This is a genomic window from Pseudomonas abieticivorans, assembly GCF_023509015.1.
GTDB lineage: Bacteria > Pseudomonadota > Gammaproteobacteria > Pseudomonadales > Pseudomonadaceae > Aquipseudomonas > Aquipseudomonas abieticivorans.
This window is the reverse complement of the sequence record NZ_CP094975.1, coordinates 4,844,978-4,871,856: the sequence shown is the minus strand read 5'-3', so window position 1 is coordinate 4,871,856 and position 26,879 is coordinate 4,844,978. Positions and strand designations below refer to the sequence as shown.

Sequence of the window (26,879 nt, the reverse complement as noted above, 5' to 3'; positions counted from 1 at the left end):
GGAGCCCAGGCTCCCCTCAGTGCTGTCTGGGGTTTGGGATTGGATGCGATCAAGACCTTCGCATTACCAGCGCCGCCACCCCACACCCGGCCAATGCCAGGCAGGCCACGTAGAACGCATCCCCGTAGGCCATCAGATAAGCCTGGTGCCGCACCCCTTCGATCATCCGCGCCCAACCGATTTCCAGGTCCGCAGCCTGCCCCAGCCGTTCCTGCACGGCCGGCACGAACACATTGATCGATTCGCCAATGCGTTCGGAATGAAAGCGCTCGCGCATCGCCACCAGTTGCGTCAACCCCGCCGTGCCCACCGCGCCGCCGAGGTTGCGCAGCATGGAGAACAGCGCCGACGCCGAGCCCGCCTCACTCTTGGCCAGCCCCGAGACCGCCAGTACCGACAGCGCGACCATGATGAACGGCTGGCCGATACCCCGTACCACGGTGGAGGGGATGATCACATTGGCCGCGCTGTCGGCGTCCAGGTGCGCGCCCAGGTAACACCCCAAGGCCATGATGAAAAAGCCGGTGGCCACCATGATTTTTGGGCTTAACCAGGTCATGAAGCGCGGCATCAAGGGCGCCAGCAGCAGTTGCACCACGCCATAGGCAATCAGGCTGACACCGATTTCGCGGGCGTTGTAACCCTGTTGCTGTGACAAATAGTTAGGCACCAAAAACACTAGGCCGAACGTCGCCGCGCCAAAGATGAACATGGCGACACTGGCCACGCCGAAGTTATAGCGCTTGAGTAGCCGCAGGTTGATGAAGGCCCGGCGACCGAACAGTTGCGACCACACAAAATAGCTCAACGCCACGGCCGCCATCAGGCTCATCCCGACGATAAAGTCCGAACCGAACCAGTCCTTGCGCCCGCCCTCCTCCAGTACGATTTGCAAACCGCCCAGGCCCAGGATCATGGCCGCGATGCCTGCCCAGTCGCCTTGGCCGATCAACTTCAGTTGCATGGGTTTGGCATCGATGGCCCAGGCCACCGCCCACAGTAACAACACCCCGGGGATGAGTTGCAGGTAGAAGATCCAACGCCAGGAATACGCATCGGTCAGCCAGCCGCCGATCGATGGCCCCGCGGCCTGGGCCACGCTGTTGGACAAGCTGAACAGCGCCATGCCCATCGCCACCTTGCTGGCCGGCAATTCGGTGATGATCAGTTGAAACGACAGTGGGATCAGCACCGCCCCCGCAGCCCCCTGCACCACCCGGATAGCGATCATCACCGTCAGGTTGGGTGCCCAGGAACAGGCCACCGAGGCCACCAGGAACACGAACGAGCCCACCAGCATCACCCGGCGCAGGGAGAACACCTGCACCAGCCAGGCGGTGAGCGGGATCATCACGATCTCGGCCACCAAATAGGCGGTGGAGATCCACGACCCCTCCTCGAACGTGGCGCCCAAAGAGCCTTCGATCTCTGGCAGCGCGGCGCTGGTCACGTGCACGTTCATGCCGGCCATGAAGCAGCCGAACAGCCCGCCGATCACCGCCACCCAGGCGCGCAGCGAAACCTTGTGCTCAACGCTCATTGGCGTGCTCTGCCCGCGTGTCCACCGTGGCGGTCACCGACATGCCAGGCAACAAGGGCGGCTGGCCCGGCGCCGGGTCCAACAGGATCCGCACCGGGAAGCGCTGCACGATCTTGGTGAAGTTGCCGGTCGCGTTGTCCGATGGCAGCAAGGCAAAAACCGCCCCCGAGCCCGGCGAAAAACTGGCGATGTGACCGCGTCGCTCATGCCCGGCGAAACTGTCGACGCTGATGCCCACCGATTGGCCAGGGCGCATCTCGGCCAATTGGGTTTCCTTGAAGTTGGCCACCACGTATGCCTGCTGTACCGGTACCACGGCCAACAACGGTTGGCCTGGGGTGATGTACTGGCGGGTGCGCACCTTGCGCTGGCCCACCACGCCGTCGATGGGCGCGCGCACCTGGGTGTCTTGCAACGCGTTGTTGGCCAGCGCCCACTGCGCCCGCGCTTCGGCCTGACGGGCACGCTGCTGCTCAAGGGCTGCCTGGGCCAGTTGTTCACGGCTGCGGATCACCGCCAGCCGGCTGTCTTGCTGGCGTTGCAGGGCGACGGCGCTGTCCACCGCGGCTTTGGCCTGGGCCAGCCCTGCCTGGGCGGTTTCCAGGCGTTGCGCACTGGCGGCATGATCGCGCACCAAGCCCTGATAACGCTGCTGGTCCAGGCTGGCGCGCTGCAGTTCAGCCCGGGCGCTTTGCAACTGGGCCCCGGCCTGGGCGATACCGGCCTGCTGCTGGGTAATCAGGGCATGCGCCACCTGCACCTGCGCCTGGGCCGCCGTGAGCGCGGCATCGGCCTCGGCCCGGGCCGCGCCGGCCTGTTCCAGCCGAGTGCGGTAGTCCCGCTCATCCAGGCGCACCAACAGGTCGCCGGCCTTGACCGGTTGGTCGTCCTGCACCACCACCTCGGCCACGTACCCGCCCACCCGAGCGCTGATCGGCACCCAGTCGGCACGCACATAGGCATCATCGGTCTGCTCCAGGTAGCGCCCTTCGCTGTACCAATAGAGGCCGACACCGGCCAAGGCCACCAAGGCCAGCCCGCTACCCGCCACGATCAAGCGGCGCTTGCGTTGCTGGCGCGCGCGTTCGGCATCACGCTCGACGAGCGCGGGGTTCAAGTCGTCGACGGCAATGTTCATGGCTGGCTTCCCTGCGAAAATTCAGAAACGGTGGGCGCGGCGGCGCTTTGCCAACCACCGCCCAAGGCACGAAACAGCGCCACCTGGCGCTGCACCAACTGGCCATCGGCATCAGCCAACTGTGCCTGCAGGCCGATCCATTCGCGCTCGCTGTCGAGCACGTCAAGAAAGTCCAGGGCACCGGCCTGGTAATTGCGCTGCGCCAAGTCGTAGGCCTGCTCGCTGCTGGTCGTGGCGCGCTGCAGCGCCTGATGGCGTTGGCGCTCGCCGTTGTACAGCGCCAGGCTTTGACGTACCTCCATGAGCGCCTTCAATACCTGGCCATCAAAGCGCGCCAGGCTGCCTTGTTCGATGGCTTTTGCCTGGGCCACGCGTGCACGGTTGGCCTGTTGATTGGGAAACTGCCAGCTGATCAACGGGCCCACGCCGAACATCACCGACGAACTGTCGCCCAGTTCGTGCAACGCGTGGCTGGAGGATGTCAGGGTGGCGCCGAAGGTCACCTTCGGGTAGAGATCGGCCTGGGCGATGTCCACGCCCAGCGCGTCGGCCTGCAGCTGGCGTTGCGCCTGGCGAATGTCTGGGCGCCGGGCCAACAGTGCCCAACCCTCCCCGACAGGCAGCGGCGCGGCCAGTTGCGGAACCTGGGTACAGTTCAACGCGACGTCGGCGGCGCTGCCCGTCAGCATCGCCAATTCATACAGCGCGGATTGGCGGCGGGCATCGAGCATCGGCAACACGGCTTGGGTCTGGCCCTGCAAGGCTTGCATGCGCGACACCTCAAGGTCGGTGGCCACGCCACCCTGACGCTGGCGCTCGATCAGCCGCACGCTGTGCTCCACGGCGTCCAGCGATTGGCGCTGGACCTGGCTGCGAGCGCCAAGGGCACAGGCGCTGACATAGGCGCGGGTGGTTTGCCCGACCACATTGATGCGCATCAGGTCCTGTGCGGCTTGCGCCTGCTCGGCCTGGGCCTGGGCGCGCTCGATGGTTTTTTGTACCTGCCCCCAAAGGTCCACTTGATAGGCCAGCTCAACGCCGGGGTTGAATTCCCATTGCGAGGGCGCATCGTTGCCGGTGGCCTTGGCCAGGGTCTGGTCATCGGCGGTCTTGCCGTAACTGGCACCCAGCGCAAGTTCAGTGGACGGCCAGCGCTCGGCATCCGCTTGGCGAAGGCCCGCCAGCATGGCTTGCACATGCGCCTGGGCCGCCGCCAGGTCGCGGTTGTGCGCCAGTGCCTGGCGCACCAGCCCATCGAGCACCGGGTCGCGGTACAGGTGCCACCAATCCTGGGGCAAGGGTTGTGCCTCCACACCCTGTGGCAGGGTGGTGAAGGCCTGTTGTCGGCCCAGGGCGGATGGTGCTGGCACGTGCGCCACCCAGTTAGAGCAGGCGGACAGGGTGAGCACACTCAACAGCACGCAGGGTGTACGCATGATCTTGTTTCACCGAGCAAAAAAACGAAAAGCCAGCGTAGAGGATTACGTTTTCGGGCGCGCCAGCGCTGGCGACAAGCGTCGTCGCGAATCGGACAATCAGGCCTGGGGGCAATCGCTTGGGGTGTAGCCCAGCGCCCGTTTGAACATGGCACTGAACGCACTCGGGCTTTGGTAGCCGTGCTCCAATGCCACTTCCAGGATCGGTATGCCCTGGGCCAGGCGCTGCTGGCTCAGCAACAGCCGGGTACGTTGGCGCCATTGGCCGAAGCTCAAGCCCAGCTCACGTTGAAACAACCGGGCCAGGGTTCGCGAACTCATATTCATGTGCGCTGCCCAATCTTCCAGCGAGGCTTCCTGGGAAGGGTCATCCAGAAAGGCTTCGCACAACGCCTTGAGCCGGGGCTGCAAGGGCATCGGCACATGGCCCATGACTGTGTGCGCGGCCTGCAGTTCGGCAAACAGCAGCGCCTTGAGGTGCAGGTCCCGCGGGCATTGTTCGGTGTCGGCCGGGATGTGCGTGGCGGCGACGATCAGTTCGCGCACCAGTGGGGTGACCATGATCACCCGGCACGCACCCGGCGCGCCGGTTTCGCTGGCAAAGTCGATAAACAGGCTGCGCATGCGCACTGCACCGCTCATGCGGATCTCATGCTCCATGCCCGCCGGCACCCACAAGGCATGCCCGCAAGGCACCACCCAACTGCCCTGGCCCACCTGCACCCGCATCACCCCGCAAATGGCGTAGACCAGTTGAGTCTGGGCATGGCAATGCGCGGCGATCAGGTCGCCATGGTGATAATCGTCGGCAGACGCCAGGACGGTGGTCAGTCGCTCCATGATCGTGCAGTCACTCGCTGAAGTTGTTACTTGATATTGCCACAGCGAGCATGGATCCAAAAGTCAATGGATCCTATTATTTGAAATATTGAAGCCGACTCCAAACCAACTCTCACAGGCAACCCCTGTGCTTTTTTCGGCCCTCACCGAATAAAACCCACCGCTGGCGTGTTCACTGCCTGCTACCCCACCGTTATGGAGCATCGCAGATGATCAATCGCAAAGCCGTCTTCGCCCCTCTGCTGCTGGCCGGTTGCCTGGCGGCGGCGTTCACCAGCCTGCCCGCGTTTGCCAGCGGCGGTGGCGATGAGGAACCGGCCAAGCCCAATTGCCCGAAAGGCAAAGTCTGGGACAGCCACAGCAAGAGCTGCGTCAGCCAGCAAAGCAAGCTTGTGCCAGACGCCGACCGCACTGATTACGCCTATCGGCTGGCCAAGGACGGTCGCTACGAAGAGGCTCTGGCCCTGCTCGACACACTCAAGCAACCCAATACCGCGAAGGCACTGAACTACCGCGGCTACGCCACGCGCAAACTGGGCCGCACCGACGAAGGGATCGGTTATTACCTGCAGGCCGTGCAGCTTGATCCACACTATGCACAGGTGCGCGAATACCTGGGTGAAGCCTATGTCATCAAAGGCCGACTGGACCTGGCCCAACAGCAACTCGACAGCATCAAGTCGATCGGCAGCACCACTTGCGAGGAGTACAAGGACTTGGCCGAAGCCATCTCCGGCTCATCGAAAACCTGACGCCTGAGCGGAGCACAGCATCGTCGACATGCCTGCATTCAAGGCCGAACTGGGCCAGCACCTGGCGCGCTTGTGGCGCTACGGGCTGGTATTGTCCCGGCAACGGCATGTCGCCGAAGACTTGGTGCAGGCCACCTGCGTGCGTGCCTTGGAACGCGCCGACCAATACCTGCCCGGTACCCGCATGGACCGCTGGCTGCTGAGCATCCTGCACTCGATCTGGCTTAACGAGGTACGCGCCCGCCGCGTACGCCATGGCCAAGGCTCTGTCGAGGTGGACACAGCCCTGTGGTTCGACGGTGAACAGGCGGCCCACACCCACGTGCTGGCCGCCCAGGTGCTCAAACGCGTGGACGCCCTGCCCGAAGCCCAGCGCGCCACGGTATTTCTGGCCTACGTCGAGGGCCTGGCCTACCGCGAAGTGGCCGAACTGTTGGGGGTGCCCCTGGGCACCGTCATGAGCCGCCTGGCCGCGGCACGGCTGAAACTGGCCGAGCACCTGCCCTTGCAGGCCGTGCCCGCCACCTTGAAAGGAAAACGCCAATGAATGTGCCAGACGAACAATTGGTCGCCTTTCTCGATGGTGAACTGGACACCCAGGCGCAAATCGAGATGGAGCACGCCTTGGACCAGAATGCCGACCTGGCTCGGCGCCTTGAATACCTGGAGCGCAGTAGCCTGCCCTACCCAAATGCCTACGGCGAACTGCTGGCCCAGGCCCCGCAGGAACGCCTGGCGGCGATGCTTGCCGCGCTGCCGGCGCCCTCGGCGGGTGCGACATTCGGCCGGCGTCGCCTGCTGGCCGTGGCCGCCAGTTGCCTGCTGGCCGGCATCGCCGCAGACCGGCTGTTCATCGGCTGGCACGCCCATGCCGGCAAGGCTGACCAATGGCGCGAAGTGGTGGCCGACTACATGGCGCTCTACACCGCCCAAACCCTGGAGAACCTACCCAGTGATGAGGCCGCGCAAACCGCCCAACTGCAGGTCGTCGAACATAGGCTAGGCTTAGCCCTCAAGCCTGCGCAGTTGAAATTGCCCGGCATCGAATTCAAGCGTGCCCAAGTGCTGCAATACGATGACCGGCCAATCGCCCAGATCACCTACCTGGACCCGCTCTACGGGCCCATGGCCCTGTGCTTGACCCTAAACGAGGGAGGCACACAAGTGCCTGCCCACGAACGCCGCTATGGCATGAATGTGGTGTTCTGGGCCAACGGCGGGCATGCCTTCATGCTGATCGGGCACAACCCGGCGCCAGACCTTGCGAGCCGAATGCAAGCGTTGCGCGTGCAACTGGCGGGCTGATCGGCTGGAGCAGCATCTGGGTACGCTTGCGGGCTAAAACAGGGGCTCCATCGAATGCGCGGCAGGTAATTGTTTATTTTCACACAAACTCAATTTGACAGCGTTGATACAAGCCTGCATTTTGCCCACAGCGAACAAGCCTCTGAATCTGCGTGTGAAAAGCAACAAAATCACAATATGCCCACGAAATTTTCAACTTCGCTCAGCTAATTTCCAGCCCAGCTAAAATGAACTGAAGAGCCATGTCCATTATCAGGAACGGCTCTCAATTCCAAGGACGGCAACATGTTCAAGAACTTGCAGCATCACGGGTGGGCCCTGCCTTCAATTCCTCTCAAAGAAAGCTCCCGTTCAGCTAACGCCAGTAATAATTGCAAAATATAACAGTGACTGACGGCATAAGAACCGCCGCTGATATGCCCTGTTGAACTTGAGGAATGCCATGAGCCAGACTTTTCTTCCTTTCTCGCGCCCCAGCATGGGCGACGAAGAGATCGCCGCCGTCGAGCAGGTTCTACGCTCCGGCTGGATCACCACTGGGCCCAAAGCCCAGGCCCTGGAACAACAGTTTGCCGAAAAAGTAGGCGCACGCCACGCCGTGGCCGTTTCCTCGGCCACCGGTGCCATGCACATCGCCTTGCTGGCGCTGGGCATCGGCCCTGGCGACGAAGTCATCACCCCCTCGCAAACCTGGGTGTCCACCGCCAACATGATCTGCCTGCTGGGCGCCACCCCGGTGTTCGTCGACGTCGACCGCGACACCCTGATGAGCGATTTGGCCAGCATCGAGGCGGCCATCACCCCGCGCACCAAAGCGATTATCCCGGTTCACTACGCCGGCGCCGCCTTCGACCTGGACCCGCTGTACGCGCTGGCCGAACGCCACGGTATCCGCATCATCGAAGACGCCGCCCACGCCGCCGGCACCCAGTACCGCGACCGCCCGGTCGGTGCCCAGGGCACGGCGATTTTCTCGTTCCACGCGATCAAGAACATGACCTGCGCCGAAGGCGGCATGTTCGTCAGTGACGACGAGGCCTTCGCCAACCGCGTACGCATGCTCAAATTCCACGGCCTGGGGGTGGACGCCTACGACCGCCTGACCCACGGCCGCAAGCCCCAGGCACAGGTGATGGAGCCCGGTTTCAAATACAACCTGGCCGACATCAACGCCGCCATTGCCTTGGTGCAACTGGAGCGCCTGGACGCCATCAACGTGCAGCGCACCCACCTGGCCGCCGCGTACGCCAAGCGCTTGGAAGGCCTGCCGATCGAACCCTTGAAGGTGCCGACCTACCCACAACAGCACGCCTGGCACCTGTTTATCGTGCGTATCGACGAAGAACGCTGCGGCATCAACCGCGAAGCCTTCATGAAGGGCCTGCAAGACCAGGGCATCGGCACCGGCATCCACTTCATCGCCACGCACCTGCACACCTGGTACCGCGAGCGCTTCCCCAACGTGTCGCTGCCCAACACCGAATGGAACTCGGCGCGCCTGTGCTCCATCCCGCTGTTCCCCGACATGACCCTCGACGACGTCGAACGTGTCGCCTGTGCCATTGAACGAACCCTGGGACGTCGCCCGTGAGACCTTATCCAATCAATAGCGTGTCGATCGTCATACCGGTCTACAACGAAGAACAGAGCCTGCCCGAACTGCTGCGCCGTACCGAAGCGGCCTGCGCCCAACTCAAGCACCGCTATGAGATAGTGCTGGTGGACGACGGCAGCCGCGACGAGTCGGCCGACATGCTGCAGGCCGCCGCCGAGCGCGAAGGCAGCCACGTGGTAGCGGTCATTCTTAACCGTAACTACGGCCAGCACGCGGCGATCATGGCCGGTTTCGAGCAATCGATCGGTGACCTGGTGATCACCCTGGACGCCGACCTGCAGAACCCGCCCGAAGAGATCCCGCGCCTGGTCGAGCAGGCCGAACTGGGCTACGACGTGGTCGGCACCGTGCGCAACAACCGCCAGGACTCGGCCATGCGTCGCTGGCCTTCACGGCTGATCAACCTGGCCGTCAAGCGCTCCACCGGCGTGGCCATGACCGACTACGGCTGCATGCTGCGCGCCTACCGCCGCTCGGTGGTCGACGCCATGCTGGCGTGCCGCGAACGCAGCACCTTCATCCCGATCCTGGCCAACAGCTTTGCCCGCCACACCACCGAGGTGTTGGTGCACCACGCCGAGCGCGAGCATGGTGACTCCAAATACAGCCCGATGAAGCTGATCAACCTGATGTTCGACCTGGTCACCTGCATGACCACCACGCCCTTGCGCTTGCTGAGCATCGTTGGCATGGGCATGGCGACCTTGGGCGTGCTGTTTGCCATCGCGTTGATCGTGTTGCGCCTGATCTACGGCGCGGCCTGGTCCGGCCACGGCAACTTCGTGCTGTTCGCGGTGCTGTTTGTATTCACCGGCGGCCAGTTCATCGGCATGGGCCTGCTGGGTGAATACCTGGGCCGCATGTACAGCGATGTACGTGCCCGCCCACGCTTCTTTATCGAGAAAGTGCTGCGCAGCTCTTCGGCCACACTTGCATCGCCTGCTGAAACCATTCCTGTGTCTTCTTCCGTTAAGGCTGTCTCATGAAACAGAAAGCTGTTGTCTTCGCTTATCACGATATCGGTTGCACCGGCATCCAGGCCCTGCTCGACGCAGGCTATGAGGTCGCTGCGGTCTTCACCCATGCCGATGACCCGAAAGAAAACACTTTCTACGCATCGGTCGCCCAACTGTGCGCACGCAACGGCATCCCCGTGCACGCCCCGGAAGACGCCAACCACCCGATCTGGGTCGAGCGTATCCGTGCACTGAACGCCGACTTCATCTTCTCGTTCTACTACCGCAACCTGCTGGGCGAAGAACTGCTGGCCTGCGCCAAGCAAGGCGCCTACAACCTGCACGGCTCGCTGCTGCCGCAGTACCGTGGCCGCGCCCCGGCCAACTGGGTACTGGTCAATGGCGAAAGCCAAACCGGCGTCACCCTGCACCGCATGGTCAAGCGCGCTGACGCCGGCGCCATTGCCGCCCAGCAGCGCGTGGCCATCGAACGCAGCGACACGGGCCTGAGCCTGCACGCCAAACTGCGTGAAGCCGCCGCCCAACTGCTGCGTGACACCCTGCCACAACTGGCTGCCGGCAAGGTGAGCGAAACCGCCCAGGATGAAAGCAAGGCCAGCACCTATGGCCGCCGCACCCCGGCCGATGGCCTGCTGGACTGGAGCAAACCGGCCGAGCAACTGTTCAACCTGGTGCGCGCCGTCACCCAACCGTACCCAGGCGCGTTCTGCGCCGTGGGCGAGCACAAGCTGATCGTCTGGGCCGCCGAAGTGGTGGCCGGCAACGAAGGCATGGCCCCAGGCCAGGTCATCAGCTGCGAGCCGCTGCGCATCGCCTGCGGCACCGACTCGCTGGAAATCCGTGCCGGCCAGCGTGGCGACGCCGGCCTGTACCTGAGCGGCCCGCAACTGGCCCGCGAAATGGGCCTGGTAAATGGCTCGCGCCTGGTCAGCAAGCAAACCGGCCGCCCGGCGCGCCGCACTCGCGTGCTGATCCTGGGCGTCAACGGGTTTATCGGCAACCACCTGTCCGAGCGCCTGCTGCGTGACGAGCGTTACGAAGTGTTTGGCCTGGACATCGGTTCCGACGCCATCGAGCACTTGCGCAATCACCCACGCTTCCACTTCGTGGAAGGCGACATCAGCATCCACTCCGAGTGGATCGAATACCACATCAAGAAGTGCGACGTGGTACTGCCGCTGGTGGCCATCGCCACGCCAATCGAATACACCCGCAACCCGCTGCGCGTGTTCGAACTGGACTTCGAAGAAAACCTGAAGATCGTCCGCCACTGCGTCAAGTACAACAAGCGTGTGATTTTCCCGTCCACCTCCGAAGTCTACGGCATGTGCCAGGACAGCCACTTCGACGAGAACACCTCGAACCTGATCGTTGGCCCGATCAACAAGCAACGCTGGATCTACTCGGTGTCCAAGCAACTGTTGGACCGCGTGATCTGGGCCTATGGCGACAAGGGCCTGAAATTCACCCTGTTCCGTCCGTTCAACTGGATGGGCCCACGCCTGGACCGCCTGGATTCGGCACGCATCGGCAGCTCGCGGGCCATCACCCAACTGATCCTGCACCTGGTGGAAGGTACCCCGATCCGCCTGGTCGACGGTGGCGAGCAGAAGCGCACCTTCACCGACGTGGACGACGGCATTGAGGCACTGGCGCGCATCATCGAAAACCGCGACGGCAAGTGCGACGGCGAGATCATCAACATCGGTAACCCGGACAACGAAGCCAGCATCCGCCAACTCGGTGAAGAGCTGCTGCGCCAGTTCGAAGCCCACCCACTGCGTGGCAACTTCCCGCCGTTCGCAGGCTTCCGCGAAATCGAAAGCAAGGCGTTCTACGGCAATGGCTACCAGGACGTGACCCACCGCACCCCAAGCATCGAAAACGCCCGCCGCCTGATCGACTGGACCCCGACCATCGAGCTGAGCGAAACCATCGGCAAGACCCTGGATTTCTTCCTGCGTGAAGCGATGGTCGAAATCGAGAGCAAGCGTTAATGCAGGCAGGCCTACGCATTGATGTCGACACCTACCGAGGCACCCGTGAGGGGGTGCCCCGGCTCCTCGAGCTGCTCGATGAGGCACAGGTCAAGGCGACGTTTTTCTTCAGTGTCGGCCCGGACAACATGGGGCGCCACCTGTGGCGCCTGATCCGCCCGCAGTTTCTCTGGAAAATGCTCCGTTCCAACGCTGCCGGCCTGTATGGCTGGGACATCCTGCTGGCCGGCACCGCCTGGCCAGGCAAACCGATCGGTCGTGACCTGGGGCACTTGATGCGCCAGGCCCAGGCCGCCGGGCATGAGGTCGGCTTGCACGCCTGGGATCACCATGGCTGGCAGGCCAATGCCGGGCGCTGGTCGGATGCCCAGCTTCACGAGCAGATCCGCCGCGGCGTCGACACCTTGAGCGACATCCTCGGCAACCGCGTCGACTGTTCGGCTTCGGCCGGCTGGCGCGCCGACGAGCGTGTGGTACAAGCCAAGCAAGCCTTCGACTTTCGCTACAACAGCGATTGCCGTGGGCACAGTGCATTCCGCCCGCTGTTGGCCGATGGCCAGCCGGGCACGGCGCAGATCCCCGTGGACCTGCCCACCTTTGATGAAGTGGTGGGGCCGACCGTCAGCGCCCAGGGTTTCAACGACTTCATCCTGCAGCGCTTCAAGCACGATGCGCTGAACGTCTACACCATTCATGCCGAAGTAGAAGGGATCCTCATGGCTGAACAATTTCGCCAATTGCTGGCTGCATCACGCCAGCAGGGCATCGCATTCCAACCCCTGGGCCAGTTATTGCCCAACCCCATCGAGCAATTGCCCGAAGGCCACCTGGTACGCGGCGCCCTGCCCGGCCGGGAAGGCTGGCTGGGGGTTCAGCAACCATGACGCGCCGCTGGACCCTGCCGCTGATACTGCTGGCTTTTGCCCTGTTCTACCTGTTGCCGTTGGCTACCCACGGCCTGTGGATACCCGACGAAACCCGCTATGCCCAGATCAGCCAGGAAATGCTGCTGGGCGGTGATTGGGCCGCGCCGCACTTCATGGGCCTGCGCTACTTCGAAAAACCGGCCGCCGGCTACTGGATGATCGCCATCGGCCAGGCCGTGTTCGGGCAGAACCTGTTCGGCGTGCGCGTGGCGTCGGCGATCAGCCTGGGCCTAGGCGTGCTGCTGGCTTGGGTGATCGCCCGCCGGCTGTGGAACGACCCCCGCAAAAGCCTGGCTTGCGCGGTGCTCTACATGAGCTTTGGCCTGGTGGCAGGGCAAGCGGGCTACGCCAACCTGGACCCGCAGTTCACCCTGTGGGTGAACCTGAGCTTCGTGGCGCTGTGGTTCGCCGTCGACAGCCGTACCCGTAACGCCCGCATTGCCGCCTGGGCACTGCTGGGGGCCGCGTGCGCCATGGGGTTCATGACCAAGGGTTTCCTGGCGCTGCTGTTGCCGGTATTGGTGGGCTTGCCCTACATGCTTTGGCAGCGACGTTTTGCCGAGTTGGTGCGCTACGGCCTGCTGGCCGTGGTGGTGGCCTTGCTGGTGAGCCTGCCTTGGGTGCTGACCGTGCACCTGCGCGAACCGGACTTCTGGCGGTTTTTCTTCTGGCACGAGCACATCCGCCGCTTTGCCGGTGACGATGCCCAACACGCCGAGCCGTGGTGGTTCTACTTGCCGCTGCTGGCCCTGTCGAGCCTGCCTTGGGCCCTGCTGCTGCCGGTGACCGTGAAGCAGGCCTGGCAAAACAAGGCCGAACCGGCCATGGTGTTCCTGCTGTTGTGGCTGCTGTTGCCGTTGGCGCTGTTCAGCCTGAGCAAGGGCAAGCTGCCCACCTACATCTTGCCGTGCATGCTGCCACTGGCGCTGCTGATGGGCCATGCGCTGGCCAATCGCCTGCAAGCGGCCAGCAGCCTGGCGCTGCGCAGCAATGCCCTGCTCAACCTGGCGGCCGGCGTGCTGGGCTTGGTCGCAGTGGTCTACCTGCACCTCAAAAAACCGTTCTACGACAACGAGCCCGAGCACCTGGCGCTGTTGCTGATTACCTTGGGTGCCTGGATCATTGCCAACGCCGTGGCGGCCCTGCGGCCGCTTCAGGGCTGGTTCGCCCCGGCACTGGGCATGGGTGTGGTGGTGGCGCTGATTCCGGCCGCCCTGCCCAACCACATCGTCTACAACAAGACCCCGGACGCGTTCATCGCCGATCACGCCGCCGAACTTGCGCAAACCCATAGCCTGTTGAGCAACGACCTGGGCGCGGCCTCGGCCTTGGCCTGGCACACGAAGAACCCGCAAGTGGCGCTGTACAACACCGTCGGCGAAACCAAATACGGCATTGCCTACCCCGAAGCCCAAGGCCGCCAGGTGGACCTGGACCAGGTTCAGGCCTGGATGACCCAGGCGCGCCAGCAAGGCTCGGTGGGCGTGGTGATGCGGGTCAAGAGTGACGACGAAGTACACGAAGTCCAACTGCTGCCCAAAGATGGCAAGCGCTACGAGCAAGGCAACATCGTGATTTTCGTCTTCGACCAGGCGGCACCATGACCTATTGGCTGCTGCTGTGCGCCTGCACCCTGACCTGCCTGGGCCAAATCGCCCAGAAGCTGGCCGTGGAAAGCTGGCGCGGCATCGACAGCCCCGTGGCCAGCAAACTGCTCACCCCATGGCTGTGGGCCGCGCTGGCCTGCCTGGGCCTGGGCCTGCTGCTGTGGCTGCTGGTGCTGCAACGCCTGGAAGTGGGCATCGCCTACCCCATGCTCAGCCTGAATTTCGTGCTGGTGACCCTGGTGTCGCGTTTTGTGTTCAAGGAAGTCGTCGATGCCCGCCACTGGCTCGGCGTGGCCGTGGTCATGGGCGGCGTCGTGCTGCTGGGGTGGCAGGCATGAGCCGCGCTAGGGGTGTGATCCTTGCCTTGGGCAGCGTAGCGCTGGTCAGCGGCGCGCAACTGGGCATGCGCTGGGGCATGACCCGGCTGCCGTCGCTGGATGCCCTGCTCAATGTTCACGACCTGCCTTGGGGCGTGCTGGCGGTCCTGGCCGGCGCGATCCTCGCTTATGCGCTGTCGATGCTTTGCTGGCTGGGCGCCTTGCGCGACCTGCCGTTGGGCCGGGCCTACTCGATGCTCAGCATCAGCTACGCCTTGGTGTACCTGCTGGCGGCCGTGCTGCCAGCCTTCAACGAACATTTTTCAATGCTCAAGACACTGGGTGTGACCCTGGTCATCCTGGGCGTCATAATCATCAATCTGCGACCCGCGCACCGTACCAACGGCTAGGATCTACCCCATGAAAATCAGTGTATTCGGAAGTGGTTACGTCGGCCTCGTGCAAGCGACGGTATTGGCTGAGGTTGGTCACGATGTGATCTGCATGGACGTCGATCAGGCCAAGGTCAAACTGCTCGAGCAGGGCCACGTGAGCATCTTCGAACCGGGCCTGGCGAGCATGGTTCGCGAGAACCTGGAAAGCGGCCGCCTGCACTTCACCAGCGATGAAAAGCGCGCGGTGGAACATGGCCAGGTGCTGTTCATCGCCGTCGGCACGCCGTCGCGCGAAGACGGCTCGGCAGACCTGAAGTACGTGTTCTCGGTGGGCGATGCGGTGGCCCGCCACCGCGTGGAGCCGGCGATCCTGGTGGAAAAATCCACCGTGCCGGTGGGCACCGGCGACGCCTTGCGCGCGCACATCGAAAACGCCTTGCAGCAAGCCGGCCGCAGTCTTGAGTTCGATATCGTCTCCAACCCCGAGTTCCTCAAGGAAGGCTCGGCGGTGAGCGACTGCCGCAAGCCGGACCGCATCATCATCGGCTGCGAGCGTGAGGAGGTGCGCGAAATCATGCGTGACCTGTACGCGCCGTTCAACCGCAACCACGACCGCATCATGTTCATGGACCTGCGCAGCGCCGAGCTCACCAAGTACGCGGCCAACTGCATGCTGGCGACCAAGATCAGCTTCATCAACCAGATCGCCGAACTGGCCGAGCACTTGGGTGCCGACATCGAGTCGGTGCGTTTGGGCATCGGTGCCGACTCGCGCATCGGCTACCACTTCATCTACCCGGGCTGCGGCTACGGCGGTTCGTGCTTCCCCAAGGACATGCGCGCACTGATCCACAGTGCCGAGCAGGCCAACTGCTCCAACGACCTGCTCAAGGCCGTGGAAGCGATCAACGAACGGCAGAAGCACAAGCTGTTCGAACGGGTAAACGCCTACTTCAAGGGTGAACTGCGCGGCAAGACCTTCGCCCTATGGGGCCTGGCCTTCAAGCCCAACACCGACGACATGCGCGACGCGCCCAGCCGCGAACTGATGCAAGCCCTGTGGGCGGCCGGCGCCCACGTGCGCGCCTTCGACCCCGAAGCCATGCAACAAACCCAGGCCCTGTACGGCGATATCGAGGAATTGAGCCTGATGGGCACCCCGGAGGCGGCCCTGACCGGCGCCGACGCGCTGATCATCTGCACCGAGTGGCAACAGTTCAAGGCACCGGATTTCGACCTGATCCACAAACGCCTGAAAACCCCGGTGATCTTCGACGGCCGCAACCTGTACGACGGCGAACGCCTGGCCCGCAAGGGCTTCGATTACTTCCCGATGGGCCGTGGCCAATCGTGTGAATTGCCGGTGGCGCAGCCTACGCTGTAACAAGCGACGAGCGCGCCACGGTATGCCTGGTTAACCTCTGCGTTTTTTTCGCGGATCAATCCGCTCCTACAGACGGTATTTTCTCGTAGGCGCGGATTTCCGCGAAGCGCTCCACCCGCTCGACCTGATTCACCACCTTCACGCAGCCAAATGGCACTTTGCCATTGAACTGCCCCGCCCGCTGTGATGAAATCGCGCCCCTATCGAAACGGATCCTTTCGCAAGCCTCATTTCACGGACGAACACCAGGCAACAGCGCTCGGCTGTCGCGTCCGCGAGGTTTTCGCGGGGTACAGGAGTGCATGTAAGTGAAGGTCTTTCATCCCGGCAAACTGTCGGTGCTCGCGCTGTCGATCACCCTGAGCAGTTGCGCCACATTCGATCAAGCTGGCCGTGACTACGGCACCGCCATTGGCTGCGCCGGTGGGGCGATCCTGGGTGCAGGCCTGACCTACGCGGTCACCGGCAATGCCGGCAAGGCCGTGGCAGGCGGCCTGGTGGGCGGCGCGGCAGGGTGTGCCATTGGCCACGTCTGGCAGAACCGCCAGCAAGAACTGCAGCGCATCGCCAAGGAAGAAAACCTCAAGATGCAGGTCGATACCCTGCAGGCCCAAGCCCCTGCGGCCAACGGCAAGGCGGCCAGCACCACCGACGCCGGTATCGTCGCCCAGGTCGAAGACCAAGGCATGTTCCCCACCGCCAGCGACCAGTTGACCGCCGATGGCCTGCGCCAAGTGCGCAAACTGGCCACCGTGTTCAAGCCTGCCGATGCCACGGCCAAGCCCCAGGCCATTTTGGTGGTGGGCCACACCGATGCAACCGGCAGCGCCGAGTTCAACCAGCAGTTGTCTGAGCGCCGCGCCCGCAGCGTTGGCAAGGTCTTGGCAGAAGCCGGCATCCCCGCGCAAAGCCTGTACTTCCAGGGCGTCGGTGCCGCGCGCCCACTGGCCGACAACACCACCGCCGATGGCCGTGCGCAGAACCGCCGCGTCGAGATCGTGCAGTTGGAGTCCACCGCCCTGCTGGAGCAACGGGTCAAGCAAGAGCGCAGCAACCCACGCTACCTGGCCCACGGTACCCGCAGCCAAGCCGTGGCCAAAGCCAAGCCCGCGCCGGTCGCCGTCGCCAGCCAAAAAACACCGGTGGCCGACAAACCGGTTGCCGCCCTGCCCGCCAACTTCATTGACTTTGGTGGCAGCCCCGCCGCCGATGACAACAGCCAACTGGCGCGCCTGGTCAAACCCCTTGAACCCAGCGGGCTGACCCTGATCAGCAAGGCCTACGCCAGCGCGCCGGTCAGTAGCTGCGACACCGACCGCCCCCGCGTGATGGGCGCGGTGAAAAACCTGGCCAGCGGCCAGGAGCTCACCCAGCACGAAACCACCGACTACCTGCCAGGCCTCAATGGCCGGGTGTGGGCCAACAACGTCAACGGCAACCTGGTGACCATCACCCCAATCGCCGTACTGCGGGACAACGCCCAGATCGCCAAGCAACCGCGGGTGCAGTTGGTCAAGGGTTATGACCAAAACAAGAAAGGCAAGGCCACCACCCTCAATGCCGTGGCCAACACCTTCGAAGGCCAGGACACCTTGCTGTATCGAGTGTTCATCGACGATGACCAGGCACCGGTGTCATGCATGGACGTGGTGCTGGAGAAGTTCGGTGGCAAGGCCGCCGACGGCAAGCTGTTCTACGACAAATCCGGCGAGAGCTACGTCGCCAAATTCGTCCCTATTCGCACCTGACGCAGGCTTTTTTCAAGGATAATCATGGAACAGTTCTCTATGGACGCCCTGTCCGCCTTTTTGCTGCTGCACCGCGTGGCGGTCGGCGTCATTGTCACCACGATGGTGCTGTTGCTGGCCATCAAGATCTGGTGGGACAAGGTCAGCTACTTCTACATGAACGTGGCCTATACCTTCCCGCTGTTGGGCCGCATCAGCCGCATGAGCGGCAAGCCGCCGATCACCGACCCCGATGGCTGGATGGACAGCGAAAAACGCCTGTGCGCCGACTTTTATGCCTATTACAACGAGCTGAACAAAAGCCCGGACTTCTACGACAAGTGCCGTGACTACCTGAACAAGGTGCACGAGACGGGCCGTCGGGAAAAAGGCTTCCTGCTGTGGCTGCTGATCATCGGCCTGATTTTTTTCGAAGCCGTGGGCTTTGCCTACGTGCTGGCGCCGTTCATGGTGCAGAACATCTCGGCCAACGTGGCTGGCATGCTGGCCTGGTTCACCGCGTTCCTGCTCTCGGTGGCCGCGGTGTTTTTCACCGAAATGGCCGGCCGCGAAATGCACCACAGCAGCCTGATCAGCAAAATCCGCACGTGGTACGAGCAGTCGCGCACCCCTCGCGACCTGGAAGCCGACACCAAGGTCGACATCGACAACACCTACCGTGATGACGACGAACCCAACTACCTGAAGCTGCTCAACCGCACCGAGCACAACGCCCGGGTCACGCCCAAGTACACCTGGACCACAGTGTGCCTGATCTACGTGCTGGCCATCGCCATCGGCGCCTTCGTCATCCGTAACTACAGCCTCAAGTCGATCGAAGTCGACCTGGTGAGCAACCCGGACGCCTTCAGCCAGACACAGGGCGACACCGCCAAGTTGCCTGACTCGCCGTTCGAACTGCCGGCCGAAAGCGCCCAGCAAAACCAGACCGCCGAGCACAGCTCTGCGCAGGACAAGATGGAGGCCATCCGCGCAGCGTCGCTGACCACCTACATCATCCTCTCGGTGATTTTCCTGGGTATCCAAGGCGTGGGCATCGTGCTGTCCAACCGCTTCTCGTTTGCCGGCAAGCAGTCGCCGCAGGCCTGGCGCTACACCAAAGACTTCAACAACGCCGAAGAATTTGCCGTGCACTTCCAGAACCTGCGCGAGCGGGTGGCGCGTGATGCCCAGGCCAAGCTGACCGCGTTGCAAAGCCGCCTGGCCAACCGCATCACCACCTCGGGCCACGAGCGCGAGCACTTGCTCAAAGGCTTTGGCCATCGCAACTTCGACACGTTCATCAGCAAGCGTCACGACGACTTCCGTAAAAGCGACGACAGCCGCCAGGCCCAGGACCGTCTGCGCCGTGAACAGATCGGTGCCGATCAGGCCGAGGCTCGCGCCAAGGCCAAGCCGATCACCGCGCCGCTTGCCAGCGGCACGGAGCCTGTGGAGGTCGCCCAAGCCGAACCCGTGCACCTCACGCGGCCGCTGGTAACGCCTGCTGCGGCACTGAACCCCGACGACTTCGACGACCTGAGCGATTTCGATGACGACGAACTGGGCTTTCTGGCCGGCAAGTTCGGCGTCACGGTAGAGCAGTTGAAGAAGGTCCAAAAGCTGCAACGCATGGCCGCCAAGGCCGGCCAAGCCAAGCAGGAGCTGTGACATGAACTGGCGCGCCTTGCTGGCTTGTACCCCTTTGCTGTTCGGCGCGCCGTTGCTGCTCGCCGCCGAACGCAACGATTTGCCCAGTTGCTACGACTTCGCTAAATTGCCCCAATACCGCCCGGCGCCGTCCGGGCGCGAGCTGGTGATCATCGTCGATGAAACCGTGCAGTTGCCCAAAGACCTGAAGGACTCCACCTACAGCCACGCCCTGCGCTACGTCAAACCGGGCGACAGCGTGCGCCTGTACCAGTTTTCCGCCTACCTGCCTGGCAACTACATGAAGCTTATGTACGCCGGGCAACTGGAGGGCAAGCTGGATGACAAGGTGCGCGACGACATTGGCATGAACAGCCTGCGCCAACTGGACGGCTGCCTGGCCAAGCAAGTGGATTTCTTTCGCAAGGGCCTGGGCCAGAAGCTGGTGGAAAGTTTTGCCAAGCCTGGAGAAGACATCGCCAAGAGCGAGATCTTCTTTAGCCTCAAGCAGATCGGCGAAGACATCGCCCAACGGCCAGCGCCAGACAAGGTTGTGTTGTTGGTGTCCGACATGCTGGAAAACAGCGACTTTGGCAGCTTCTACGCCAACAACCAGATCCGCGCCATCGACCCTGCGGCGGAGCTTAAAAAGGTCGAGCAGAAAAATCTGTTCGCCCACCTGGGCGGCGCCAAGGTGTACGTCATGGCGGCGGGCCTGGTGCCCAATGCGGTAAAAAATGGCTACCGCTCGGGCAGCACCGTACAGAAGCTGGAAACCTTCTGGCGCGACTATCTGGCGCGCTCCGACGCACAGCTAGTAAGTTTCGGCGCCCCTTCGCTGACCGTCGACCTGCAATAGGCCCATGGGCAGGGCGCACCTGCGCCCTGCCCTTCACGCCACCTCGCGCCCCTGCGCCCGTAACGCTTTCACGCCATTGGGCTGAAAGGCCGCAAAGCTCAGCGCAAGCAACCGCTCCCCTTTCACGACCTGTGGCGCACCCAAGCGCTGCAACGCCACGCCATGGCGCAAAAAATACCGTTCCATTGCCTGGGTCGTTACCGCCACCACCGCACCCGCACCTTGCTGCCAGGCCTTGTGCAGGCTGTACCAGAACACCCGCATCGCCACTGCCGAACCCTGATCGGCGCTGGCGGCGAAGCGGGATATCTCCCAGGTAAGCGGGTCGGCCGGGGGCGCTTCGTCACACAGGTAACCGAACACTTCGCCCAGCAGGTAAGGCTCGCCAGTGGGCAACAGGCGCGAACAGCCGCAGATGTTGCCCCGTGCATCCAGGGCGATGATATAGCGGGTGCCCGGGTGGTCGAATTGATCAAATTCGCGCTCTGGCAGAAACGAGGTGGACACCACGTCCCAACCCAGGTCGCGAATGAACACCTGGTGCCGATAGCGCCCCAGGTCATCGCGCAAACGCGCGGACAGCTGGTCGAAGCGTTTGCACATCACGTGGACCATGGCGTCATCCTTATCAGATCAGCCCCAGCGCTGCGGCGTGGGCCGCCGCCAGGGTCTTGTTGGAGGCCTTGAACTTCTTCTGGATAGCCTTGAGGTGAAAATTGACCGTGTTGATGGAGATCTCCAGGATCAGCGCGATTTCGCCGGAGCTTTTGCCATCGGCGGTCCATTGCAGGATCTCGCGCTCACGGTGGCTGAGGGTGATGGCGGCCTGGTCCAGCATGTCGTAGCCCAACTCGGTCAAGCGCTGTACGCCCAACTCCAGCAGATAACGCAGGGCCAGACGTACATGGCCAGACTCCTGTGCGCTCAACGACTCGGCCCCCCTGGCCACCGACAGCACGCACAAGGCATTGCACGCCGTGCGCATGGGCATCGTGGCGCCCACGCGCAAGCCACACTCCCGGGCCTCGCCCCACAGTTGCCGACAGTCGTCGAACACCCCATCACCCCACACCACCATGTCACTGGAGCGCAAACCGTTGAGAAGCGAAGGGTCGATGGCGGCGTAATTCTGCTGCGTGTAACGCTCCAGCCACTGCTCCGGGTAAGAGCCGATTATTTCGGTGCGTGGGCGGGTAAACGGGGTCAGGTGGCGCACGGCGCAGGCGTAATACTCAAACCCCAGGCGGCCCACCTCCCTGTCCAAGATGGCCAGCACGCCTGGCAAACTGTCCTTGAGCAACATGTCGATGCGCAGCTCACAGCACCAGCGCGTCAACTCGGCTTGTGTCGCCATGGCAGCGCGTGCCTTGGCGGCCACGCGCGACGTTGCCCGCGTGATCAAGAGGCCTGGGCCAACGCTGCACCCTCGTACCGCCTGTGGCAGCGCTCTATCAGCGTGCACGCCACCTCGAAGGCAGCGCTCGAAGGCCCCGACAGCGCCCTTGCATGCTCGCAGGCCTGCGCCAGGTCGGCATCCAGCAACATTCGCAACAAGGCCTGGTGCAGGTCGGCCTCCTTGAGCGGCAAACCTAGCTTCACCCCGCAACCCAGGCGATGAAGTCGCTCGGCATTGTCGAACTGGTCATGGGCCACCGGCATCACCACCTGGGGGATGCCCGCCGCCAAGGCCAGGCTCATGGCGCCGATGCCGCCGGGGTGCACCAGGGCGCAGGTCTTGGGCAACAGGCTGGACATAGGCACGAACCTGCGCTGCAGCACAAACGCCGGCAGGTCCTGCAAAGGCTCGCGCCCACCGGTCAAGAAAATACCCCGTGCGCCCACCTGGCCCAGCACATTGATGGCCAAGCGGTAGAAGCGCTCGTCGAAATGCTCGGTAGAGCCCGTGGTAAACACCACCGGCGGCTCCCCAGCCTGCAAAAACGCCTGCAGCCCTGCGTCCAGGGGGGCCGTTTCGCTGCCGTCGAACAACGGAAAACCGGCCAGTGTCAAAGGCTTAGGCCAGTCCATCTGCGCCGCTGCAAACCATTCGGGAAATAGGCACAGCACGCCTTGCGGCGCATGCATCCACTGGCTGAACACCCGTCGCACCGGCACCTTCAAGCCCACCTTGGCGCGCAGCGCATTGATCTGCGGTGCCACCACGCGGTCCAGGCTCAGGTATTCGATGCCGCGCCACAGCCACTTGCGCAGCGTCAAGGGCACCCGCGGCGACACATTGAAACTGGGGTGCACGGGCGGCACATGGGCTGACAAAAGCGTGGAAGGCGACACTTGTACCGACAGGTAGGGAATACCGTACTTTTCATGGGCAATGCGCGCGCCCAGCGCCCACAGCGACCCCACCACCACGATATCGTCGTGACGCTGGGACACCACGTAGTCGTAAACCGGCTCCAGCATGCTCGCGATGGCCTGCCACAGCACCGCGAACGAGGTCTTGGGCGCCCACAACCTGGGGTCGCTCATGGTCGATTCATAGGTCTGCGCGTCGCACACCGGCACAAACTCCAGGCCCTGCTGCTCGATGGCCTCGCGAAAGGCCGGCATACTGCACAGGGTGACCCGATGGCCGCCCTGGCGCAGCGCGCGCCCCAGGCCAATGAACGGAAAGACATCACCGGCCGAGCCGATGGCGATCAAGATGATGCGCATGGTGCCTCCTTGCGTGACGTTGGGCCCGATTCAGGCATAACGTACCTTGGGCCGACCTTCATTTGCGGCCTCGACATTCAACAGGTGCCCAAGCAGCGCGTCATGGGTGCGCTCGGCTGCCAGTCGCGACTCCAGGTCCAAAAAGTGCCCGGCGCCTTCCACCTTGCTGAAGCTGCATGACTGCACGTACCGGCCAAACGCCTGGGCGTCCTGCACCGAGGTGTATTCGTCACAGGTACCATTGAGAAAGTGCACGTGGCTGCGTATGTCGCGCAGGCGCTCCAGGTAATTGCCGTCGCCCAATTGCATCACCTGGTTGATGTGAAAGCGCGCCTGCTGATACTCGGCGCTGGCCAGCGACACCATATGTTGGTGGTTGCATATCTTCAAGCGTGGCGAGAGGTACTTGCCCACCGTGTCATTGAGCAGGTGGCCGATGGCCGACTTGTCGTCGCACTCGATCAAGCCCTGGGCCTTGGTTACGTAATCGCGCATGGCGGCATTGAGGCTGGGTGCAAACGACATCACCACCGAACTCTCGATGCTCGACGGGTTACGGCTCAAGGCCAGCAACGTCGAGATACCGCCCCACGAGATCGACGCCAAGTGGTTGACCTGGAAACGTTCGACCAGCGCCAAGAGGATCTGCACCTCATCGTCCTTGGTCACCAAGCCTTGCTGCGGGTTATGCGCCCGTGAGTTGCCGGCGAATGGTAGGTCGAACAGCACCACGTTAAAATGCTCGGCCAGGCACTTGCAAGCCCGGGTAAACGAGGTGGTGGTGGACATTGCACCGTTGACCATCAACACCGTCTTGCGCCCCGGGTCGTTACCCACGCGCTCCACATAAACCTGGTAGTGCTTGAAAATCTTCTCGATCACAAAATTATCGCTGCGCATGGCACATCCCCGACGCTGTCATCCGTAATAGCAGAGAGGCCCGCGGCACCTGTCAGCCAGGTTCCGTGAGCACGTGTCGATTATTGTTGTTATCGAATACGTCACAGGCGGACGTGAAAACAGCGCACCCCCGGGCAACGGCGGGTGCGTAACGTTCTGTGGGGGGATTTTCTGCCTGTCGGGCACATCGCCACAACTACCAGATCAGGTAGGCGATCAATTGTTGACGCCGGCTAATTGGCGGTGTATGCGAGTTGCTTAAATGGGGTTGATCCGATCAACCCCGAGGATGAAATTCAATCGCCAGCCAGATCGCATCCGAATCCGACCAGTAACGATGCCACGGGTAGAGCGGGCGCCCATCACCCTGCACCTGGCTGAAAGGATCGTGGGTATACCCCGGCGCCATGCTGATTTCGCGATAGAGGGTTTTTTCGTCGCGCTCGAGAAACGACTGGATGCGCCCCGCACCATGGATCTGCGTGTGTATCTCCAGAAACGGATGCTCGTTGTGCAGGTAACAATCGGTATTGGCCGGTGCCCACCACAGGTTCAAACGGATCCCGTACTCGCGCAGGTCGCGCGCTTGCTCACGCTGGTTGGCGAAGGTGAAGGGGTCCAGTTGCACGCTGCCGATCTCATCGTAACGCGAGATGTACAAAGGCGTGGTGCGGGGAAACTTGGCGAAACGGTTGCCGAACCAATCCCACTCGCCGAACACCAGGCCGCCCAGGTTCACTTCACTGCGCACCCGAAACACCGCCACTCGCGCAGCCTGGCTGATAATGCCGTTGAACAACATCGTCGACTTCCAGCCCGGTACCACGCTGGGCACTGGCCCGCCCAGCGTCATCGGCGCGTGATCGAGGTTCAGCACCACCCCGCCCGGCACGCTGAAGTCTTTGACGTTCTCCACCAGGTAACACTCGACGAACTCGTCGGAAAACTGCAGCTCACGCCGTTGGTTGATTGTTGTCATCACCCTCTCCTGCTGAAAAAACCTGCCGCCCCGAGGGGGGCAGGCGGTTGATCAGAAGCCGCGCTTCTCGACGTAGTCGTCGCGCAACTCACCCAGGTAGGCCGGCACGGTAATGTCCCACCAACCGGTCGGGTGCATGTTGCTCCACGGCCGGTCGAGGGACGTGATCGCCTCGATCACATAGGGCCGGCCCGATGCCAGCGCACGCTCAACGGCCGCGCCGATTTGCAGCGGGTCAGTGACGCGCTCGGACGCCGCGCCCAAGGACTTGGCAAAATCAGCGATGTGCGCTTCCCACGATGCTCCGTCCGGCGTGCGGAAGTCGGTGATCATCTCGCGGTCCTCACCGAACATATTCAACTGCAAGTTGCGAATCGCCGCCCAGCCGCCGTTGTTCATGATCAGGAAGATCGCCGGCACGCCCATCATCACCGCCGTGGCCAGTTCCTGGCCAGTCTGCAAGAAGGCCCCGTCGCCACAGATCGCCACCACTGGTTGGCTCGGTGCGCCCATCTTCGCGCCAATGGCCGCAGGCACGGCAAAACCGATGCCGGAGAAACCGCCCGGGGTGATGTGCTGCTTGGGGCCATACACCGGGAACTCGTTGAACACCTGGTTCTGCGGGTTGCTGGAGTCGGTGACCACGATGGTGTTGCGTGGCAACACCTTGCGCGCTTCGAACAGCACTTGGGACACAGTCATCGGCGACTCGTTGCAGGTGCGCAACGGGTGCAGGTGCTCTTCCCACTTGCCTTTGAGGGCTTGCAGGCGCTTGAACATCGGCGATTGCGAATAATCGCGGGCTGGGCCCTGGGCGCGCAGTTGCGCCAACAGCGCACTGAGGATGGGCCCGGCATCGCCGACGATGCCCACTTCGGCCGGGTAGTTCTTACCGATCTCGAAGCCATCGATGTCGATCTGGATCAGCTTGGTCTTCGGAATATCGAAGGTCACGCCCGGGCGGTAGGAGGACGTGATGCGGTCGCTGAAGCGGCAGCCGATGGCCAAAATCACGTCTGCTTCGCGGGTCATGGCATTGCCCGGGATCGAGCCCAGGTCACCGCAGGGCCAGGCATACAGCGGGTGGTCTTCGGGGATCGAGCCCTTGCCCATGAACGAGGTCGTGACCGCAGCCCCCACGTGTTCGGCAATCGCCACCAAATCGGGGCTGGCGTTGGCCGCGATGACCCCGCCACCGGCCATGATCACCGGGCGCTCGGCCGACAGCAACAACTCGACCGCGCGGGTGATATCGGCCGGGTCACCGTGCAGGCGGCCGTGGCTGCGATGGGCTTGCGGCGCCGGCAACGGCACGTCGGCATACTCAGCCTGCAGGTCTTGCGGCAGGTTGATCAACGCAGGGCCGCGGCGCCCTTCAAGCATTACATTGAAGGCCTGGGTCATCACGCCGGGCAGTTGCTCGACATGGCTGGGTTGCCACCAGCGCTTGACCACCGGTTCGGCCATGCGCGGGAAGTTGTCGCCGTGGGGCCGGTCCAGTTCCTGCAACACGCCCTTGCCCATCATGTAGGTGTGCACCCCACCGCTGATCACCAGTTGCGGGATCGAGTCGGCGAAGGCCGTGGCGATGCCGGTCAGGGTGTTGGTGGCACCCGGGCCGATCGAAGCGCACACCGCGGCAATCTGGCCACTGGCGCGGTAGAACCCGTCAGCCATGTGCGAGGCGCCCTGCTCATGCATGGCCGGCACCAAGGTGATTTCGGCCTTGCGATCGACGAAGGCATCGAGCAGCGCGGTGTTGCCGTGGCCGGGAATGCCGAAGACATAGGGCACTTTTTCGCGGATGAGGTACTCGACCACGATTTGCCCGCCGGTCATTTTTTTTGTGTCAGCCATGTCCT

Annotated in this window: 24 protein-coding genes; 14 read left to right on the top strand and 10 right to left on the bottom strand. The window is 63.1% G+C overall.

The window, feature by feature from the left end; all coding sequences use genetic code 11:
• Positions 1 to 49 precede the first annotated feature (49 nt).
• The 4 genes from L9B60_RS22305 to L9B60_RS22290 form a co-directional block, all read right to left on the bottom strand.
• Positions 50 to 1,540 carry a DHA2 family efflux MFS transporter permease subunit gene (locus L9B60_RS22305; RefSeq protein WP_249673145.1) on the bottom strand — a complete coding sequence of 497 codons (1,491 nt, stop codon included), beginning with the start codon at positions 1,538 to 1,540 and terminating at the stop codon, positions 50 to 52.
• Positions 1,530 to 2,678 (bottom strand): HlyD family secretion protein, encoded by a 1,149-nt coding sequence (locus L9B60_RS22300; protein ID WP_249673144.1) that lies wholly within the window; start codon positions 2,676 to 2,678, stop codon positions 1,530 to 1,532. Before L9B60_RS22300 ends, L9B60_RS22305 begins: the two co-directional genes overlap by 11 nt.
• A complete protein-coding gene (locus tag L9B60_RS22295) occupies positions 2,675 to 4,114 on the bottom strand; it encodes an efflux transporter outer membrane subunit (RefSeq protein ID WP_249673143.1) in 1,440 nt (479 codons plus the stop codon). Before L9B60_RS22295 ends, L9B60_RS22300 begins: the two co-directional genes overlap by 4 nt.
• 99 nt (positions 4,115 to 4,213) lie before the next feature.
• Positions 4,214 to 4,954 (bottom strand): AraC family transcriptional regulator, encoded by a 741-nt coding sequence (locus tag L9B60_RS22290; protein WP_249673142.1) that lies wholly within the window; start codon positions 4,952 to 4,954, stop codon positions 4,214 to 4,216.
• Positions 4,955 to 5,163: 209 nt separating this feature from the next.
• Between L9B60_RS22290 and L9B60_RS22285 the strand changes: the two genes are divergently transcribed.
• The 14 genes from L9B60_RS22285 (at position 5,164) to L9B60_RS22220 (ending at position 20,465) form a co-directional block, all read left to right on the top strand.
• The gene (locus L9B60_RS22285) at positions 5,164 to 5,706 is read left to right on the top strand and encodes a tetratricopeptide repeat protein (RefSeq protein ID WP_249673141.1); all 543 of its coding nucleotides are present in this window, start codon (positions 5,164 to 5,166) and stop codon (positions 5,704 to 5,706) included.
• Positions 5,707 to 5,734: 28 nt separating this feature from the next.
• Positions 5,735 to 6,253 carry an RNA polymerase sigma factor gene (locus tag L9B60_RS22280; RefSeq protein WP_249673140.1) on the top strand — a complete coding sequence of 173 codons (519 nt, stop codon included), beginning with the start codon at positions 5,735 to 5,737 and terminating at the stop codon, positions 6,251 to 6,253.
• Positions 6,250 to 7,011, top strand: coding sequence for an anti-sigma factor (locus L9B60_RS22275; protein WP_249673139.1), 762 nt, complete (start codon positions 6,250 to 6,252; stop codon positions 7,009 to 7,011). Before L9B60_RS22280 ends, L9B60_RS22275 begins: the two co-directional genes overlap by 4 nt.
• 442 nt (positions 7,012 to 7,453) lie before the next feature.
• Positions 7,454 to 8,602, top strand: a complete 1,149-nt coding sequence (gene arnB / locus L9B60_RS22270) for a UDP-4-amino-4-deoxy-L-arabinose aminotransferase (RefSeq protein WP_249673138.1) — start codon at positions 7,454 to 7,456, stop codon at positions 8,600 to 8,602.
• The gene (arnC, locus tag L9B60_RS22265; RefSeq protein WP_249673137.1) at positions 8,599 to 9,612 is read left to right on the top strand and encodes an undecaprenyl-phosphate 4-deoxy-4-formamido-L-arabinose transferase; all 1,014 of its coding nucleotides are present in this window, start codon (positions 8,599 to 8,601) and stop codon (positions 9,610 to 9,612) included. The genes arnB and arnC overlap by 4 nt, the downstream gene beginning before the upstream one ends.
• On the top strand, positions 9,609 to 11,600 hold the full coding sequence (gene arnA / locus L9B60_RS22260; RefSeq protein ID WP_249673136.1) for a bifunctional UDP-4-amino-4-deoxy-L-arabinose formyltransferase/UDP-glucuronic acid oxidase ArnA: 1,992 nt from the start codon (positions 9,609 to 9,611) through the stop codon (positions 11,598 to 11,600). Before arnC ends, arnA begins: the two co-directional genes overlap by 4 nt.
• The gene (gene arnD, locus L9B60_RS22255) at positions 11,600 to 12,484 is read left to right on the top strand and encodes a 4-deoxy-4-formamido-L-arabinose-phosphoundecaprenol deformylase (protein ID WP_249673135.1); all 885 of its coding nucleotides are present in this window, start codon (positions 11,600 to 11,602) and stop codon (positions 12,482 to 12,484) included. Before arnA ends, arnD begins: the two co-directional genes overlap by 1 nt.
• Positions 12,481 to 14,130: a lipid IV(A) 4-amino-4-deoxy-L-arabinosyltransferase gene (arnT, locus tag L9B60_RS22250; protein ID WP_249673134.1), complete on the top strand. Its 1,650-nt coding sequence runs from the start codon at positions 12,481 to 12,483 to the stop codon at positions 14,128 to 14,130. The genes arnD and arnT overlap by 4 nt, the downstream gene beginning before the upstream one ends.
• Positions 14,127 to 14,471 (top strand): 4-amino-4-deoxy-L-arabinose-phosphoundecaprenol flippase subunit ArnE, encoded by a 345-nt coding sequence (gene arnE / locus L9B60_RS22245; protein WP_249673133.1) that lies wholly within the window; start codon positions 14,127 to 14,129, stop codon positions 14,469 to 14,471. Before arnT ends, arnE begins: the two co-directional genes overlap by 4 nt.
• Positions 14,468 to 14,860 carry a 4-amino-4-deoxy-L-arabinose-phosphoundecaprenol flippase subunit ArnF gene (arnF, locus tag L9B60_RS22240; RefSeq protein ID WP_249673132.1) on the top strand — a complete coding sequence of 131 codons (393 nt, stop codon included), beginning with the start codon at positions 14,468 to 14,470 and terminating at the stop codon, positions 14,858 to 14,860. Before arnE ends, arnF begins: the two co-directional genes overlap by 4 nt.
• A 10-nt stretch (positions 14,861 to 14,870) precedes the next feature.
• Positions 14,871 to 16,229: a UDP-glucose dehydrogenase family protein gene (locus L9B60_RS22235; protein WP_249673131.1), complete on the top strand. Its 1,359-nt coding sequence runs from the start codon at positions 14,871 to 14,873 to the stop codon at positions 16,227 to 16,229.
• A gap of 308 nt (positions 16,230 to 16,537) precedes the next feature.
• Positions 16,538 to 17,977, top strand: coding sequence for an OmpA family protein (locus L9B60_RS22230; RefSeq protein WP_249673130.1), 1,440 nt, complete (start codon positions 16,538 to 16,540; stop codon positions 17,975 to 17,977).
• Positions 17,978 to 18,001: 24 nt separating this feature from the next.
• Positions 18,002 to 19,627, top strand: coding sequence for a hypothetical protein (locus L9B60_RS22225; protein ID WP_249673129.1), 1,626 nt, complete (start codon positions 18,002 to 18,004; stop codon positions 19,625 to 19,627).
• Position 19,628: 1 nt separating this feature from the next.
• Entirely contained in the window at positions 19,629 to 20,465 is an 837-nt protein-coding gene (locus L9B60_RS22220) for a hypothetical protein (protein ID WP_249673128.1), read from the top strand.
• A 33-nt stretch (positions 20,466 to 20,498) separates the two neighbouring features.
• Here L9B60_RS22220 and L9B60_RS22215 read toward each other — a convergent pair whose 3' ends face one another.
• From L9B60_RS22215 to L9B60_RS22190, 6 genes are all read right to left on the bottom strand, one after another.
• A complete protein-coding gene (locus L9B60_RS22215) occupies positions 20,499 to 21,080 on the bottom strand; it encodes an acyl-homoserine-lactone synthase (protein WP_249673127.1) in 582 nt (193 codons plus the stop codon).
• 13 nt (positions 21,081 to 21,093) lie between these two features.
• The gene (locus L9B60_RS22210) at positions 21,094 to 21,819 is read right to left on the bottom strand and encodes an autoinducer binding domain-containing protein (protein WP_283780524.1); all 726 of its coding nucleotides are present in this window, start codon (positions 21,817 to 21,819) and stop codon (positions 21,094 to 21,096) included.
• A 44-nt stretch (positions 21,820 to 21,863) separates the two neighbouring features.
• Positions 21,864 to 23,138, bottom strand: coding sequence for a glycosyltransferase (locus L9B60_RS22205; RefSeq protein WP_249673126.1), 1,275 nt, complete (start codon positions 23,136 to 23,138; stop codon positions 21,864 to 21,866).
• Between the two features lie 30 nt (positions 23,139 to 23,168).
• Complete coding sequence (locus L9B60_RS22200) at positions 23,169 to 24,038, bottom strand: alpha/beta fold hydrolase (protein ID WP_249673125.1); 870 nt, start codon at positions 24,036 to 24,038, stop codon at positions 23,169 to 23,171.
• Positions 24,039 to 24,315: 277 nt separating this feature from the next.
• Positions 24,316 to 25,017, bottom strand: coding sequence for a hypothetical protein (locus L9B60_RS22195; protein WP_249673124.1), 702 nt, complete (start codon positions 25,015 to 25,017; stop codon positions 24,316 to 24,318).
• Positions 25,018 to 25,068: 51 nt separating this feature from the next.
• Positions 25,069 to 26,874, bottom strand: a complete 1,806-nt coding sequence (locus tag L9B60_RS22190) for a thiamine pyrophosphate-binding protein (protein WP_249673123.1) — start codon at positions 26,872 to 26,874, stop codon at positions 25,069 to 25,071.
• Positions 26,875 to 26,879 lie beyond the last annotated feature (5 nt).